13 protein-coding genes and 1 riboswitch are annotated in these 15,384 nt (G+C 67.8%); of the genes, 10 read left to right on the top strand and 3 right to left on the bottom strand.

The window, feature by feature from the left end:
• Nucleotides 1-9: 9 nt before the first annotated feature.
• From ACWIEX_RS21270 to ACWIEX_RS21245, 6 genes are all read left to right on the top strand, one after another.
• Nucleotides 10-912 carry a polysaccharide deacetylase family protein gene (locus tag ACWIEX_RS21270; RefSeq protein ID WP_061971631.1) on the top strand — a complete coding sequence of 301 codons (903 nt, stop codon included), beginning with the start codon at nucleotides 10-12 and terminating at the stop codon, nucleotides 910-912.
• Between the two features lie 1,036 nt (nucleotides 913-1,948).
• Nucleotides 1,949-3,031, top strand: coding sequence for an OmpA family protein (locus ACWIEX_RS21265; RefSeq protein ID WP_454034945.1), 1,083 nt, complete (start codon nucleotides 1,949-1,951; stop codon nucleotides 3,029-3,031).
• Between the two features lie 173 nt (nucleotides 3,032-3,204).
• Nucleotides 3,205-3,477, top strand: a complete 273-nt coding sequence (locus ACWIEX_RS21260; RefSeq protein WP_454034944.1) for a hypothetical protein — start codon at nucleotides 3,205-3,207, stop codon at nucleotides 3,475-3,477.
• A 48-nt stretch (nucleotides 3,478-3,525) separates the two neighbouring features.
• A complete protein-coding gene (locus tag ACWIEX_RS21255; RefSeq protein ID WP_454034943.1) occupies nucleotides 3,526-3,723 on the top strand; it encodes a hypothetical protein in 198 nt (65 codons plus the stop codon).
• Nucleotides 3,724-3,793: 70 nt separating this feature from the next.
• A riboswitch (TPP riboswitch) is annotated at nucleotides 3,794-3,898 on the top strand.
• A gap of 79 nt (nucleotides 3,899-3,977) precedes the next feature.
• Complete coding sequence (gene thiC / locus ACWIEX_RS21250) at nucleotides 3,978-5,855, top strand: phosphomethylpyrimidine synthase ThiC (RefSeq protein ID WP_454034942.1); 1,878 nt, start codon at nucleotides 3,978-3,980, stop codon at nucleotides 5,853-5,855.
• Complete coding sequence (locus tag ACWIEX_RS21245) at nucleotides 5,852-6,592, top strand: hydroxyethylthiazole kinase (protein ID WP_454034941.1); 741 nt, start codon at nucleotides 5,852-5,854, stop codon at nucleotides 6,590-6,592. Before thiC ends, ACWIEX_RS21245 begins: the two co-directional genes overlap by 4 nt.
• Nucleotides 6,593-6,801: 209 nt before the next feature.
• Here the strand turns inward: ACWIEX_RS21245 and ACWIEX_RS21240 are convergent, their stop codons facing one another.
• Nucleotides 6,802-7,662, bottom strand: coding sequence for a hypothetical protein (locus ACWIEX_RS21240; RefSeq protein ID WP_454034940.1), 861 nt, complete (start codon nucleotides 7,660-7,662; stop codon nucleotides 6,802-6,804).
• Nucleotides 7,663-7,995: 333 nt separating this feature from the next.
• On the opposite strand from ACWIEX_RS21240, the gene dnaK reads away from it, so the two are divergent.
• Nucleotides 7,996-9,912: a molecular chaperone DnaK gene (gene dnaK, locus ACWIEX_RS21235; protein WP_454034939.1), complete on the top strand. Its 1,917-nt coding sequence runs from the start codon at nucleotides 7,996-7,998 to the stop codon at nucleotides 9,910-9,912.
• Nucleotides 9,913-10,046: 134 nt separating this feature from the next.
• The gene (dnaJ, locus tag ACWIEX_RS21230; protein ID WP_454034938.1) at nucleotides 10,047-11,180 is read left to right on the top strand and encodes a molecular chaperone DnaJ; all 1,134 of its coding nucleotides are present in this window, start codon (nucleotides 10,047-10,049) and stop codon (nucleotides 11,178-11,180) included.
• A 217-nt stretch (nucleotides 11,181-11,397) separates the two neighbouring features.
• On the opposite strand, the gene ACWIEX_RS21225 is transcribed toward dnaJ, so the two are convergent.
• Nucleotides 11,398-11,589 (bottom strand): CsbD family protein, encoded by a 192-nt coding sequence (locus tag ACWIEX_RS21225; RefSeq protein ID WP_454034937.1) that lies wholly within the window; start codon nucleotides 11,587-11,589, stop codon nucleotides 11,398-11,400.
• Nucleotides 11,590-11,667: 78 nt separating this feature from the next.
• Nucleotides 11,668-12,483 carry a helix-turn-helix domain-containing protein gene (locus ACWIEX_RS21220; protein ID WP_454034936.1) on the bottom strand — a complete coding sequence of 272 codons (816 nt, stop codon included), beginning with the start codon at nucleotides 12,481-12,483 and terminating at the stop codon, nucleotides 11,668-11,670.
• A gap of 129 nt (nucleotides 12,484-12,612) precedes the next feature.
• Here ACWIEX_RS21220 and ACWIEX_RS21215 point away from each other — a divergent pair, with 129 nt between their 5' ends.
• Together ACWIEX_RS21215 and ACWIEX_RS21210 are read left to right on the top strand one after the other, a co-directional pair.
• Complete coding sequence (locus ACWIEX_RS21215; RefSeq protein ID WP_454034935.1) at nucleotides 12,613-13,038, top strand: hypothetical protein; 426 nt, start codon at nucleotides 12,613-12,615, stop codon at nucleotides 13,036-13,038.
• Nucleotides 13,039-13,108: 70 nt separating this feature from the next.
• Entirely contained in the window at nucleotides 13,109-15,310 is a 2,202-nt protein-coding gene (locus ACWIEX_RS21210) for an esterase-like activity of phytase family protein (RefSeq protein WP_454034934.1), read from the top strand.
• Nucleotides 15,311-15,384 lie beyond the last annotated feature (74 nt).

Below are 15,384 nucleotides of genomic sequence, written 5' to 3'. Positions count from 1 at the left end.
AGAGCTGCCATGACCGACGCCAACGAACTCCTGCCCTGGCAATGGCCGGAAGAGATCTGGCGCGGCAAGGTCGAGCAGGTCCGCGCCGGCCGCAACCTGAAGCCGGCCAGGTGGAAGAACGGCGCCCGCTGCGCCGTCGCCCTCTCCTTCGACGTCGATCACGAGACCAACGAGCTGCGCGATGGCGGCAAGTCGGTCGGGCGCCTCTCCTGGGGCCAGTACGGCAACCGCGTCGGCGTGCCGCGCATCCTCGATCTGCTGAAGCGGCACGATATCCCGGCGAGCTTTTTCGTGCCGGCCGTCACCGCCCTGCTCTATCCCGAAGAGCAGCGCCGCATCGTCGGCGCCGGCCATGAGATCGGCCTTCACGGCTGGATTCACGAGGTCAACACGGCGGTGCCGCCCGCAAACGAGCGCGAACTGCATCTGCGCTCGGCCGATACGCTGGAGAAGATCACCGGCATCCGCCCGGTCGGCATGCGCACCCCGTCCTGGGACTTTTCCGAGGTGACGCTCGCGATCGAGCGCGAGCTAGGCCTGCTCTACGACAGCTCGCTCTTCGCCGATGACGATCCCTACGAGATTGTCGAGAAGGGCGAGGCGACCGGCATCGTCGAACTGCCGGTCGAGTGGATCCGCGACGACGCACCCTATCTCAGCATGAACCGCTTCCAGGCGCTCCGGCCCTATACGTCGCCGGAAGCGGTCTTCGACATCTTCCGCCGCGAGTTCGAGGGCGCCTATGCGGATGGCGGCCTCTTCCTGCTGACCATGCATCCGCATGTCATCACCTATCGCTCACGCTTCTGGATCCTCGAGGAGCTGGTCCGGCTGGCCAAGGCGAAGGGCGATTGCTGGTTCGCGACCCATGCCGAGATCGCGGCCTATGTGAAGGCTGAGGCCGGCATCTAAATCGGCAGGGCGGCGGAACCGCTGCCCGATTCCTGCCGTTTTCGCTTCATCGGGGGTTCAGGCCATGAGGGGCCTGATACCCGCACGTTGAAACAGAACGACGGGAATAAAGATGCGCACGAAACGCTGGTTGCTGGTCGGGACCGTCCTGCCGGCCCTCGTCCTTTCGCAAGCCGGACAGGCCTTCGCCGAGGCCGGATACCGGGTCGCACAGGCCCCCGCCGCGGGAGACAAGGATGATCCGCGCGGGCCGCGGCGCCCGCAGCAGCCAGGCGCGCAGCCCGGTCAGCGTGGCCCGGAGCGCCCCGCTGCCCCGAGCGCCCCCGCCCAGCCACAGGCACCGCGCCCGCCGCAGACGCAGCCCGCTCCGGCGGCACCGCGGCCGCAGCCTCCCGCCATGCCTTCGCAGCCGCCGCGCGCCGAGCCGCCGGCCGCGCGTCCGCAGCCCGAGCGCCCGGCGATGCCGCGTGAGGCGCCTGCTGCGCCTCGCCCCGCGCCGAATGCCGCGCCATCTCCCCGGGAGGCCCCGGCCGCCCGCCCGACAGCGCCGCGCCCGCCGGCCGAGCCGACTGCGCCGGCGCCGCCGCGCGCGGCTCCCAAACCTTCCGCGCCCCCGGTTGCAGCGCCGCCGGCAGCCGCGCCGCGTGGCGGCCCGGCTGTTCCGCCCTCGGCTGCGCCGACCCAGCCCCGCCCGCCGGGAACGCCACCTGCGACGGCGCCGGCCGCTCCGTCCCAGCCCGGCGCCGGCGCGCCGCCCTCTGCGGTTCCGCGTGGCGGTCCGGCTGTTCCGCCTTCGGCTTCGCCTTCCCGGCAACGACCGCCCGCAGCAGCGCCGCAGCCCGGTACTCCCGTCCAGCCGGATGCGACCGTTCCGACGCCGCCTGCAGGGGCTGCTCCGGCGCGGCCTTCGCGCCCGGCTCCGGGAACGCCTCCGGCCGGAACGCCGGGCGCTCCGGTTCCCGCACAGCCGGGCGCCGCCGTCCCGACGCCGCCCGCAGGTGCCACGCCGGCCCAACCGGGACGCACGGCTCCCGGCATGCCTTCCGGGGGAGCACCGGGAACGGCCGCTCCGGCGCAGCCAGGCGCCGCTCCGGGCCAGCCGCCAGCCGGACCTCCCGGCCAGCCGCCCCAGCGTGAGGGCCGCCGTGGCGGCATCTCGCCGGGCGTGGCCGGTGCGATCGGCCTCGGCGCCGGTGTCCTCGGCGGCATCATGGCGACGCAGGGCGCCGAGCGCTTCGACGACATCCGCCGCGAGCGGCGGGAGCAGCGCGAGGGCGACCTCACCATCATCCGCGAGCCCGGCCGCACCATCATCCGCGACGATGACGGCCGCGCCATCATCCGCCGCGACGAGGACCAGCGCTTCCGCGATCTCGGCTGGCAGGGCCGCTCCGAACGCCGTGGCGACGAGAACCGCACGATCTTCGAGCGCCCCGACGGCACGCGGATCGTCACGGTCACGGACGAGCAGGGCCGGCTGATCCGCCGCACCCGCATCGACCGCGACGACCGCGAGGTGATCATCATCGACAACACGCTGCGGGGCCGTCCGGGGCGCTTCGCCGACGATGTCGTCGTGCTGCCGCCACCGCCGCTGCCGATGCCGCGCGAGCGCTATATCGTCGACGCGGACCAGGCTGACGAGGCGTTGATCTACGAGACGATCACGGCGCCGCCGATCGCCGCGATCCCGCGCCGCTACACGCTGGACGAGGTGCGCTACTCGCCGGACCTGCGCGCCCGCATGCGCAGCGTCGATATCGATACGATCAATTTCGAGACCGGCTCCTGGCAGGTCGGGCAGGATCAGGCGCGGCGTCTCTCCGTGCTTGCGGATTCGGTGAAGCGCGCCCTGCAGCGCTCGCCCAACGAGGTCTTCCTCGTCGAGGGCCACACCGACGCCGTCGGCGCCGATGTCGACAATCTCTCGCTCTCCGATCGCCGGGCGCAGTCGGTCGCGGAAATCCTGACGCGCGATTTCCAGATCCCGCCGGAGAACCTGACGACCCAGGGCTATGGCGAGCAGTACCTCAAGCTGAACACGCAGGAGGCTTCGCGCGAGAACCGGCGCGTCACGCTCCGGCGCATCACGCCGCTGCTCAACGGCCAGAACCAGTGACACGCGGGCGGGGCGGCTTTCCAGGCAGCCCCGCTCTTCCGCAGGCGCAGGGAACACCCGTTCCCTGCGCCTGTTTCATTGGCGGAGGACAGAGCATTTTCGAGCGAAGTGGGCACCGGTTCGCGTGAAGAAAATGCGACAAGCAAGGGTCTAGGCCGAAGGGAGATGTCGCCATGAGAAAGTTCGTTCCGGTTCTGGCTGGATTGCTGGCCGTCAGCCTGCCCGGTGCAGTGTCGGCGCAGGCCCAGACAGTACCGCCTCCGCCAAGGCCGCAGGCTCCCGGCGTGCTGCCGGCGCCGCGATCGGGAGAGGCGGCTCGCCCGACGACGCCCAACACTGTGGCGCCCCGCGACGAAAAGCGCGGCACCGGCGAGGACAAGGCGCAGGTCCGGCCGGAGCGCGATCCGCCGATGCCCAAGCCGGTGCCCTCGATCATCGCACCTTGAGCAACCGGGTTGAGGATTTGGTAGGATTGCCCGGCTAGGGTGCCCGCCATGAGCGACACCGTTTCCCTTGCCCAGAGCATCGTCACGATGCAGGCCGCCTCGACCCAGCAGGCGCTGTCCGTCGAGATGCTCAGGCAGAATGCACAGGCCGATCAGGCTCTGGTCGCCATGCTCCAGCAGAGCGCCGAGCAGACGCAAGCGACGCTGCCGGCCGGGCAGGGCGCGTTGGTCGACCTGACTGTCTGAGCCTTCCTTCCTATCCGATCAGATCTTTGCACAGCCCGTTGCCAAGCGGCGGCGCTACGCCTAACCTCGTCCGCGTTCCGAGGGGTGCCCGCAAGGGCTGAGACGGCTTTCGAAGCTGAACCCATCGAACCTGATCCGGGTCATACCGGCGGAGGGACTGGAACGCGGTGCAGCCTTGGCCTGCACCCGCATCACAGCGCTTGAACCGCTTCGACGCCGGATCTCCTGACCTGTACCAAGGAGGAGATCCCCTTATGAATGCCCACGCGAAACCCCAGAAGAACAGCGTCAAGACCGCTCCCCAGAGCGTGACGACCGGGCCGATCATCGGCTCGCGCAAGATCTATGTCGCGGCGCCCGAGCATCCTGAGATGCGCGTGCCCTTCCGCGAGGTCGTGCTGACGACCGATGCCGAGCCGCCGGTGCGCCTCTACGACCCCTCCGGCCCCTTCACCGAGACCGATGCGAAGATCGATCTGAATGCCGGTCTCGCCCAGCCGCGCCGCGCCTGGCTCGATGCGCGTGGCTTCCAGACCGTGCCCGGACGCGCTGTGACGGCTGCGGATAACGGCCATATCAGCGAAGCGCAGCTCGTTCCCGCCTGCCCGGCCGAGCGCCCGATCCTCGAAGCGAAGCGGGGCCAGCTGACGACGCAGTACGAGTTCGCGAAGGCCGGCATCGTCACCCCCGAGATGATCTATGTCGCCCATCGCGAGAATCTCGGCCGTGCCGCCATGCTGGAAGGCACGAAGGAGCGTCATGCCGATGGCGAGAGCTTCGGGGCGAGCGTGCCGGAATTCGTCACGCCGGAATTCGTCCGCGACGAGATCGCGCGGGGCCGCGCCATCATCCCGGCCAATATCAACCATCCCGAGCTGGAGCCGATGGCGATCGGCCGCAATTTCCTGGTCAAGATCAACGCCAATATCGGCAACTCTGCCGTCACCTCGGGCGCGGCCGAGGAGGTCGAGAAACTGGTCTGGGCGATCCGCTGGGGTGCCGACACGGTGATGGACCTCTCCACCGGCCGCAACATCCACAACATCCGCTCCTGGATCCTCAGGAATTCGCCGGTCCCGATCGGCACCGTGCCGATCTACCAGGCGCTGGAGAAGGTCGGCGGCGATCCGATCAAGCTCGACTGGGAGGTGTTCAAGGACACGCTGATCGAGCAGGCCGAGCAGGGCGTCGACTATTTCACCATCCATGCCGGGGTGAGGCTGCCTTACGTGCCGCTGACGGCGAACCGCGTCACCGGCATCGTCTCGCGTGGCGGCTCGATCATGGCGCGCTGGTGCCTCGCGCATCACCGCGAAAGCTTCCTCTACGAGCGCTTCGACGAGATCTGCGAGATCATGCGCCGCTACGACGTCTCGTTCTCGCTGGGCGACGGCCTGCGTCCGGGCTCGATCGCCGATGCCAATGACCGCGCGCAGTTCGCCGAGCTGGAGACCTTGGGCGAGCTCACCAAGATCGCCTGGGACAAGGGCTGTCAGGTGATGATCGAGGGGCCCGGCCACGTGCCGATGCACAAGATCAAGGAGAACATGGACAAGCAATTGCGCGAATGCGGCGAGGCGCCCTTCTACACGCTCGGACCGCTAACCACCGATATCGCGCCGGGTTACGATCACATCACCTCCGGCATCGGCGCGGCGATGATCGGCTGGTATGGCTGCGCCATGCTCTGCTACGTCACGCCGAAGGAGCATCTCGGCCTGCCGAACCGCGACGACGTCAAGACCGGCGTCATCACCTATCGCATCGCGGCCCATGCCGCCGATCTCGCCAAGGGCCATCCGGCCGCGAAGATCCGGGACGACGCGGTCAGCCGTGCGCGCTTCGACTTCCGCTGGGAGGACCAGTTCAATCTGGCGCTGGATCCCGACACGGCGCGGGAATTCCACGACGAGACCTTGCCCAAGGATGCCCACAAGGTCGCGCATTTCTGCTCGATGTGCGGGCCGAAATTCTGCTCGATGAAGATCACGCAGGATCTGCGCGCCGAGGTGCTGGCGATGAGCGACAACGAGCGCAAGGCGCTGGAAGCGCTTGCAGACGAGGGCATGGCCGCCAAGTCGAAGGAATTCCTCGACAAGGGCGGCAGCATTTATCTACCTGCTGCTGAATGAGCGGTTTCGACGAAAAGCTCGATGCGGCCAGCGTCGCATCGATCCTCGCGCGGGTGGCCCGGCGCCGCCCGCGCATTCATTGCCTGACCAATACGGTGGCGCAGAACGTCACCGCCAACATGCTGCTGGCTTTCGGGGCCGTACCCTCGATGGCAAGTCATCCCGACGAGGTCGAGGCCGTTGCGGCCGGAGCGGGCGCGATCTTGATCAATCTCGGCACGCTCAGCCTCGAAGGCGAGCGCGCCATTCCCAAGCTCGTCGGCGTCGCGCACGAGCGCCGCATCCCGCTGGTGCTCGACCCGGTCTTCGTCGAGCTTTCGCCCTTGCGGCTGCGGCTGGTCGGCGACGTGCTGGCGCTGTTCGATGTGCTGGTGCGCGGCAATGCCACCGAAATGGCGGTACTGGAGCCGCTTTTTGCGCTCAGGCGCGACATTGTGCGCGTCACCACCGGCGCGGTCGATCGCATCGAGACGGAGGATCGCAGCCTGTCGGTCGCGCATGGCCATGAATGGATGAGCAAGGTGACCGGGCTCGGCTGCGCATCGAGCGCGCTGGTCGCGGCGTGCCGGGCGGTCGAGCCCGATCCGGTGATCGCGGCCGCGGCAGCGCTCACCGCCTATGGCATCGCTGGCGAGATCGCGGCCGAGCGTGCCGCCGGTCCCGGTAGCTTCGCGATGCATCTGGTCGATGCGTTGGCTGGGCTCGACGAGGCCGCGCTCGCGACCCGGATGGGCTGAGGTTCGCGCTGTCATCCCGTGCGCGTTGCAGTACGCAGTGCTGCGACGCAGACACGGGACCGTGCGCAAGAAGAGGCGCCTGTCATGCAGGGCGCGCACTTTCGGTCAAAAAAGGCGTCCTCTCGTCATGCGGTCCCGTGTCTGCGCAGCAGCACTGCGTGCCGCAGCGCGCACGGGATGACAGCGCTCTGTGACTGCGCTCTGCCCCGCTACTGCGTCGGCGTCAGCGAGAGCGGCGCGGGCTTCGGGCGTGGCCTCGGCCTGGCCGCGGCAGGCTTGGGCTCGGTGTTGAGGCCGAGCCGGGCGCGCAGCGAGGCGGCCCGCGCCTCCGTCACCCGCGCGCCGCAGAAGCCGAACTGGCCCTCGCGCTGGAAATCCCGGCAGATCATCTCGCGCTCGGCCGAGAAGCCGGCCTGCTCGCGCGCGATCACGCGCTGCTCGACAGCGTCGGATTTGGCGGTCAGCGTCCGGTAGCCCTCGCGCACGGCGCGTTCGGCGCTGCCGCGTGCCTTCTCGATCTCCTTGGCCTGCCCGGCAACGGTACGCGCATCGGGGCCCCACAGCCCGCGCGGGTCGATCCGGCATTGCGCGGCCTGGACGACGCAGGGCTCCGTCGGTTCGACCACGAGGAAGGCGCCGTCGAGCACGTCGAAGACGATCGGGCAGATCGGCGCCTCCAGCCGGTAGCGCGGCACGCCGGCCGGGCGCCCGAGCGCCGTGACGGGGAGAGGCGCGTCGCCGAAGGAGATGGCGCAGGGCTCGACCAGATTGGTGCTCTGGAACCCGTCGAGATTGAGCTTGAGGCCGTAGCCGGTCGCCGTCTTCGAGAAGACTGCCTCGCCGTGATGGCCGTGGCGGTGCAAGGTCTTGCCGATGATGGCATCCTCCCCGGCGACCTTGATGGCGGACATGCTGGGCGGGCGCGGCGCTGTCGGGGCGCCGGGCCGGGAGGGCGCTGCCTGCTGGGTTCCGGGCGCGTTGAACGGCTGGGCGCCGGGCAATTGCAGCGGCTGCGCATGCGCCACGGTTGCGGCTGTGGCGAGGGCTATCGAGGCCAGGATGAGGCGCATCGGTCGTGTCATGGCGGCCCAGTGAAGCCTGAACGGCCTTTCTGCATGCAGGCGCGAGCCGGGTTAGACAAGGACGGGAAGGCCACACCCGGCCGGAAAGCGCGTTTCGCGGGCCGCCCGGCCGGTGCTCCCCGTTGCTTAATCGGCTCGCCTGTCTTGCAAGGGGTGGAACACCCTCACTATATACGCCGCCAAGGGGCGGTTTAACCACCGTCAAACGTGGAATGCCGGTTTCGTTCGCCGCTGAAGCGGGGGCGATCCGGTCCATGGGCCGGCAGGCGGTGCACAAGCGCCGCAGGTCGGCGATCTGCTCAATCGAAAGGGATCCCATCCATGGGTAAAGTCATTGGTATCGACCTCGGCACGACCAACAGCTGCGTTGCAGTGATGGAAGGCTCGACGCCCAAGGTCATCGAGAATTCGGAAGGCGCGCGCACCACGCCCTCCATCGTCGCCATCACGGATGACGGCGAACGCCTTGTCGGCCAGCCTGCGAAGCGCCAGGCCGTCACCAACCCGGAGCGCACCTTCTTCGCCATCAAGCGCCTCATCGGCCGGACCTTCGACGATCCGATGACGCAGAAGGACCTGAAGCTCGTTCCCTACAAGATCAAGAAGGCCTCCTCGGGCGACGCCTGGGTGGAAGCCGACGGCAAGGACTATTCGCCGTCGCAGATCTCGGCCTTCACGCTGACCAAGATGAAGGAGACGGCGGAGGCCTATCTCGGCCAGCCCGTCACCCAGGCCGTCATCACGGTTCCCGCCTATTTCAACGACGCCCAGCGCCAGGCGACGAAGGATGCCGGCCGCATCGCCGGCCTCGAGGTGCTGCGCATCATCAACGAGCCGACCGCGGCGGCGCTGGCCTATGGCCTCGACAAGAAGCAGGCCGGCACCATCGCGGTCTATGACCTCGGCGGCGGCACCTTCGACGTCTCGATCCTCGAGATCGGCGACGGCGTCTTCGAGGTGAAGTCGACCAATGGCGACACCTTCCTCGGCGGCGAAGACTTCGACATGCGCCTGGTCGAGTACCTCGCGGACGAGTTCAAGCGCGAGCAGGGCATCGACCTGAAGAAGGACAAGCTCGCCCTCCAGCGCCTGAAGGAAGCGGCGGAGAAGGCCAAGATCGAGCTCTCGACCACGGCCCAGACCGAGATCAACCTGCCCTATATCACGGCGGATGCCTCGGGCCCGAAGCACCTTGCCATCAAGCTGTCGCGCGCCAAGTTCGAGAGCCTGGTCGACGATCTGATCCAGCGCACCATCGAGCCCTGCAAGAAGGCGCTCAAGGATGCCGGCCTGTCGGCGGGCCAGATCGACGAGGTCGTCCTCGTCGGCGGCATGACCCGCATGCCGAAGGTGCAGGAGGTCGTGAAGCAGTTCTTCGGCAAGGAGCCGCACAAGGGCGTCAATCCTGACGAAGTCGTCGCCATCGGCGCTGCGGTTCAGGCCGGCGTGCTGCAGGGCGACGTCAAGGACGTGCTGCTGCTCGACGTGACCCCGCTGTCGCTCGGCATCGAGACGCTGGGTGGTGTCTTTACGCGTCTGATCGACCGCAACACCACGATCCCGACCAAGAAGAGCCAGGTCTTCTCCACCGCCGAGGACAACCAGAACGCGGTGACGATCCGGGTCTTCCAGGGCGAGCGCGAGATGGCCGCCGACAACAAGCTGCTCGGCCAGTTCGATCTGATGGGGATTCCGCCGTCGCCGCGCGGCATGCCGCAGATCGAGGTGACCTTCGACATCGACGCCAACGGCATCGTTTCCGTGACGGCGAAGGACAAGGCCACCAACAAGGAGCAGCAGATCAAGATCCAGGCTTCGGGCGGCCTCAGCGAGGCCGATATCCAGAAGATGGTGAAGGATGCCGAGGCGAACGCCGCCGAGGACAAGAAGCGCCGCGAGGTGGTCGAGGCCAAGAACCAGGGCGAGAGCCTGGTGCATTCGACCGAGAAGTCGCTGAACGACTATGGCGACAAGGTTTCCGAAGCCGACAAGGCGGCGATCGAGACCGCGGTCGAGGCGCTCAAGACCGCGCTGACCGGCGAGGACGCCGAGGCCATCACGGCCCGCACCAACGAGCTGATGCAGGCTTCGATGAAGCTCGGCGAAGCCATGTATGCGGCGAGCCAGGCCGAGGGCGCCGCCACCGCCGAGGGCGAGCCGACTGAGGAAGCCAAGAAGGACGACGTCATCGACGCCGACTTCAAGGACGTCTCGGACGACAAGAAGAAGAGCGCGTGATCGCGCGCTCGTAACGCAAGCGACGTTTTGGCCGGGCTTGACCCGGCCAACGCGTCCGGGAATTGCATGCTGTACGGATGGCCGGGCTCGCTGCCCGGCCATGCCGCGTCAAAGCTGCGGGGACAGACATTTCGATGTCGAAACGCGATTACTACGAGATTCTCGGCGTCAGCCGAACCGTGACGGAGGTCGAGCTCAAGGGCTCCTTCCGCAAGCTCGCGATGCAGCACCATCCCGACAAGAATCCCGGCAACAAGGAAGCCGAGATCAAGTTCAAGGAAATCAACGAGGCCTATCAGGTCCTTTCGGACGGCCAGAAGCGCTCGGCCTATGACCGCTTCGGCCATCAGGCCTTCGAGAACGGCGGCGGTGGCCCCGGCGGCAATGCCGATTTCTCCGACTTCATGTCGGATATCTTCGATTCCTTCTTCGGCGATGCCCGGCGTGGCGGCGCCCGCGGCGCCAATGGCCGCGAGCGCGGCGCCGACCTGCGCTACAATCTCGAGATCGGGCTGGAAGAGGCGTTCACCGGCAAGAACGAGTCGATCCGGGTGCCGACCTCGATCTCCTGCGACTCCTGCTCCGGCGCCGGCGCCAAGCCCGGCTCGAAATCGCGCCAGTGCCCGACCTGTGGCGGCCATGGCCGCGTCCGCGCCAATCAGGGCTTCTTCTCGGTCGAGCGCACCTGCCCGACCTGCTCGGGCCGCGGCGAGGTCATCGACGATCCCTGCAAGAACTGCCAGGGCGCCGGCCGCGTCACCCGCGAGCGCACGCTCTCCGTCAACATTCCCGCCGGTGTCGAGGACGGCACACGCATCCGCCTCGCCGGCGAGGGCGAAGCGGGCCTGCGCGGCGGGCCTGCAGGCGATCTCTACATCTTCCTCTCGATCAAGCCGCACGCGATCTTCCAGCGCGACGGCGCCGACCTGTTCTGCCGCGTGCCGATCGGGCTGGCTTCCGCCGCGCTCGGCGGCGAGATCGAGGTGCCGACGCTTTCGGGCGAGCAGGCACGGGTCAAGATTCCCGAGGGCACCCAGACCGGCAAGCAGTTCCGTTTGAAGGCCAAGGGCATGAGCGTGCTGCGCTCGCGCGATGTCGGAGACCTCTACATCCAGGTCGTGGTTGAGACGCCGCAGAAGCTGACGGCGCGCCAGCGCGAGTTGCTGGAGGAATTCGAGCGCGAGAGCTCGCACAACAACCACCCGGAGACGGCCGGCTTCTTTGGCCGGGTCAAGGATTTCCTCGGCGGCTTCGGCGGCACGGCCTGAGCCCTTGGTGGGGCCAGCCCTCCAACAAGCGCGGGTCATCCCGGGCGACCGGAGGGAGACCCGGGATCCATGCCTGAACCTCTCGCGGAAGCGCTCCGGAATGGATCCCGGATCTCCGCTTCGCTGCCTCCGGGATGACACCGTGGTTTCGCATTTTGAAACATGAAAAAGGGCCGCCCGATGGGCGGCCCTTTCCATGTCGATGGAGGCGGATGCCTCAGACCTTGTCGACGGCCTTCTTGACCGCGTCCTTGCCTTTGCCAAGCGCCTGCTGGGCTTCGCCCTTCAGCTCCTGGACCTTGCCCTCGGCCTCCCACTCCGGCTTGTTCATCGCCTTGCCGGCGGCCTGCTTGACGTTGCCGGCGGCCTCGTTGGCCATGCCCTTGATCTTGTCGGTCGTGCTGCCCATCGCGCTTGACTCCTGAAAGGTCGGCCCCCAGCCGTTTTCCGCAGAAAGAACCGGCACGGCGGGGAAAGGTTCCGGCTCTCAGGCCGCGTCTTCTGCCGGTGAGGCGAGCGCCCGCAAGGCTTCGGCCGTTTCCGCGTCGGCCGGGAAGAAAGTCTCCAGCGCCAGCTCCGAGAGAGTGACATCGACAGGCGTGCCGAACACGGTCGTCGTCGAGATCAGCGACAGCGTGGTCTCGCCGAGCCGCAACTGCATGGGCACGACGATGGCCGCCTCCGTCTCGGCTTCATGGCGCGCGCCCGCGCCCGGATGGGAGTAGCTCATCAGCTCGCCCAGCAATTCGCCGAGCTTCACATCGGCTGTCGCCCGGACCTGCTGGCGCAGCCTTGCCAGCAGATGGGCGCGCCATTCCGCGAGGTTGAGGATGAAGGGCGCAAGCCCCTGCGGATGCAATGACAGGCGCAGCACATTGACGGGCGGCTTCAGCAGTTGCGCGTCGGTGACGAGACCGAGCAATCGCGTCACTGCGTTGTTATAGGCCAGCAGCGTCCAGTGCCGGTCGATGGCGACGGCCGGATAGGGCTCGTGTCCCCTGAGGATCAGATCGATCGCGCTGCGGGCGGCGTCGAGCGAGGGGTCTTCGAGCGAGCGCTCCGGATAGATCGGGGCATAGCCGGCCGCCAGAAGCAGCGCGTTGCGCTCGCGCAGCGGCACGCCGAGATGCTCGGCCAAGAGCAGGACCATCTCGCGGCTGGGGCGCGAGCGGCCGCTTTCGATGAAGCTGAGATGCTTCTGCGAGATCTCGGCTTCGAGCGCGAGATCGAGCTGGCTGAAGCGGCGGAGCTGGCGCCAGTCGCGCAGCAATGCGCCGATCGGGGGAGGTTGATGTGTGTTCATGACGGAGAAGCTAGCGATCCCGGCGGGCCGTTCCAATTACCTCCCGCTTAATCGACCGGCCGACGCGGTTCCGTCAGCATTCCCCTCATCGAAACGGGCTTGAGGCCCAGAACCGCCAAGGAGAATGCCATGTCGCTCATCCAGTCTTCGCCCCTGCTGCGCAACGCTCTCGCCCTCGATGCCGCGGCTTGCGGCGGTATGGGCCTCATCCTCGCCGCTGCGGCCGGGCCGCTCGCTGCCCCGCTTGGCCTGCCCGCGGAGTTCCTGCGCGGCGCCGGCCTCGTGCTGCTGCCTTGCGCGGCGCTGCTCGGCTGGTTCGCAGGCCGTAAGACCCTGCCGCGTCTGGCGGTCTATGCCGTGATCGGCGTCAACCTGCTCTGGATCGCCGAGAGCATCGCGATCCTGCTGATGGGCTGGTTCGCGCCGACCGGGCTCGGCATCGCCTTCGTCCTGGCTCAGGCGGCGGCCGTCGCGATCGTGACAGAACTCGAAGTCATCGGCTTCAAGCGCTCGGGCGCGGCCCTGCCTTCCGGCGACGCGGCTGCCCTTCGGTGAAAACCGTCATCTGACTGTCGCATGGGCTGACTAGCCGACGGGTCTCTGTTCCCGTCAGCGGTGAGATCCCATGCGCCAGCCTCTCGTCCTCGCGGCTCTTGCCGCTGTCCTGCTCAGCGGCACGGCCATGGCCGAGCCGCTCTTCAACCGGATCGCCACCTTCTCCGTGCCGCAGAACCTGCCGGCCGATCGCGATCCCAAGAAGAAGACCGTCTCCGAGATCATCGCCGCCAATGGCGACGGCACCTTGCTCGCCTATACCGACGCGGAGCAGAAGGCGCTCGGGATCATCGACATCGCCGACCCCGCCCATCCCAAGCCCGCCGGTTTCGTGCCGCTCGAAGGCGAATCCACCTCGGTCACCATCCTCGGCGACAAGGCCTTCGTCGCGGTCGTCACCTCCGGCGACAATTTCAAGGAACCGGCCGGCCATCTCGCCACCGTCGACCTCAAGACCAAGCAGGTCGTGGCGAAATGCGATCTTGGCGGCCAGCCCGACTCGGTCACGCTGACCAAGGACAAGGGCAAGATCGTCATCGCCATCGAGAACGAGCGTGACGAGAAGCTCAACAAGGGCGCCCTGCCGCAGCTCCCTGCCGGCAACCTCACCCTGATCGGCATCAAGGACGGCGCCATCGACTGCGCCACCCGCCAGGTCGTCGAGCTCACCGGCATCGCCGCCGTCGAGCCGACCGATCCGGAGCCGGAATTCGTCGACGTCAACCAGGACGGGCTCGTCGTGGTGACGCTGCAGGAGAACAACCACCTCGCCATCGTCGATTCCAGGACCGGCAAGGTCGTGACGCATTTTTCCGCAGGCTCTGTCGATCTCAAGAACATCGACAAGACCCGCGACGGCAAGATCAGCCCGACCGAGGACTTGAAGAGCGTCGCCCGCGAGCCCGACGCCCTGCGCTGGCTCGACAATGACCGCTTCGTCACCGCAAACGAGGGCGACTGGAAGGGCGGCTCGCGCGGCTTCACGATCTTCCGCAAGGACGGCTCGGTCGAGTTCGATTCCGGCTCCAACGTCGACCACATTGCCATGCGGCTGGGCCATTACCCCGAGAAGCGCTCGGGCGCGAAGGGCAGCGAGCCCGAGGGCATCGAGGTTGCGAGCTATGGCAACGACCGCCTGATCTTCGTCGGGCTGGAGCGCGCCTCGCTGGTGCTGGTCTACAAGGACGAGGGCGCAGGCAAAGCGCCACGCTTCCTGCAGGCGCTGCCGACCGGCATCGGCCCGGAAGGCCTGCTCGCCATCCCGCAGCGCGACCTCTTCGTCTCGGCCTCCGAGACCGATGTCGGCGAGAAGGGTGGCGCGCGTTCGGCCGTGATGATCTATCGCCGCGCCGAGCAGGCGGCTGCCTACCCGACGATCCAGTCCGCCGATGAGAACGGCCTGCCGATCGGCTGGGGCGCGCTCTCGGGCCTCACGGCCGATCGCGCGGCATCCGGCAATCTCTTCGCGATCACCGACAGTGCCTATACGCCCTCGCGCCTCCTTCAGATCGACGCGACGCAGAAGCCGGTGAAGATCACCGGCGCCATCACCGTGACCAAGGACGGCAAGCCCGCATCCTACGATCTCGAGGGCATCGCGACCCGCGAGGGCGGCGGCTTCTGGCTGGCTTCCGAGGGCAATCCCGAGAAGAAGGATGCGCCGCTCGCCGATATCCTGCTGCGCGTCTCGGCCAAGGGCGAGGTCGAGGAGGAGATTCGCCTGCCGGAAGCGCTGGCGAAGCACGCGGTCCGCTTCGGCTTCGAGGGCGTGGCGGTGACGGGCACGGGCGCGGACGAGACCGTCTGGCTCGCCGTGCAGCGCGAATGGAAGGACGATCCCAAGGGCAAGGCCAAGCTCCTCTCCTACAAGCCGGCGACCAAGGAGTGGGGCGTGCTGCACTACCCGCTGTCGCAAGCGGCCGCAGGCTTCTGGATGGGCCTTTCCGAGCTTGTTTCCCTCGGGGATGACCGCTTCGCCGTGATCGAGCGCGACAACGGCTTCGGCGCCAAGGCGGTGAAGACGCTCCAGACCTTCTCGGTCAAGGGCCTGAAGCCGGCGGCGATCGGTGCGGCGGAGATCCCGACCGTGACCAAAACCCTGCTGCGGGACCTGACGCCCGACCTGATGAAGGCCGGCGGCTACGGCCTCGACAAGGTCGAGGGCATGACGGTCGACAAGGCCGGCCATCTCTTCGTCGTCACCGATAATGACGGCGTCGACGATTCCTCCGGCGAGACCCAGTTCTTCGCCTTCGGCCCGCTGCCGCGCTGATCAGGCCAAAGAAAAGCCCCGGATGCGGGTCGCATCCGGGGCAAGGCGCCTGGCTTAAGATTGGAGAGCCAGGT

This window comes from Allobosea sp. NPDC055353, from assembly GCF_053644975.1.
This window is presented reverse-complemented; position numbering and strand designations above follow the sequence as displayed.

Coding starts and splice junctions, on each gene's coding strand:
- ACWIEX_RS21260 (WP_454034944.1), top strand. CDS start 3,205: ATGAGAAAGTTCGTTCCGGTTCTGGCTGGATTGCTGGCCGTCAGCCTG.
- ACWIEX_RS21265 (WP_454034945.1), top strand. CDS start 1,949: ATGCCTTCCGGGGGAGCACCGGGAACGGCCGCTCCGGCGCAGCCAGGC.
- ACWIEX_RS21240 (WP_454034940.1), bottom strand. CDS start 7,662: ATGCGCCTCATCCTGGCCTCGATAGCCCTCGCCACAGCCGCAACCGTG.
- ACWIEX_RS21225 (WP_454034937.1), bottom strand. CDS start 11,589: ATGGGCAGCACGACCGACAAGATCAAGGGCATGGCCAACGAGGCCGCC.
- ACWIEX_RS21245 (WP_454034941.1), top strand. CDS start 5,852: ATGAGCGGTTTCGACGAAAAGCTCGATGCGGCCAGCGTCGCATCGATC.
- ACWIEX_RS21215 (WP_454034935.1), top strand. CDS start 12,613: ATGTCGCTCATCCAGTCTTCGCCCCTGCTGCGCAACGCTCTCGCCCTC.
- ACWIEX_RS21255 (WP_454034943.1), top strand. CDS start 3,526: ATGAGCGACACCGTTTCCCTTGCCCAGAGCATCGTCACGATGCAGGCC.
- thiC (WP_454034942.1), top strand. CDS start 3,978: ATGAATGCCCACGCGAAACCCCAGAAGAACAGCGTCAAGACCGCTCCC.
- ACWIEX_RS21270 (WP_061971631.1), top strand. CDS start 10: ATGACCGACGCCAACGAACTCCTGCCCTGGCAATGGCCGGAAGAGATC.
- ACWIEX_RS21210 (WP_454034934.1), top strand. CDS start 13,109: ATGCGCCAGCCTCTCGTCCTCGCGGCTCTTGCCGCTGTCCTGCTCAGC.
- dnaJ (WP_454034938.1), top strand. CDS start 10,047: ATGTCGAAACGCGATTACTACGAGATTCTCGGCGTCAGCCGAACCGTG.
- dnaK (WP_454034939.1), top strand. CDS start 7,996: ATGGGTAAAGTCATTGGTATCGACCTCGGCACGACCAACAGCTGCGTT.
- ACWIEX_RS21220 (WP_454034936.1), bottom strand. CDS start 12,483: ATGAACACACATCAACCTCCCCCGATCGGCGCATTGCTGCGCGACTGG.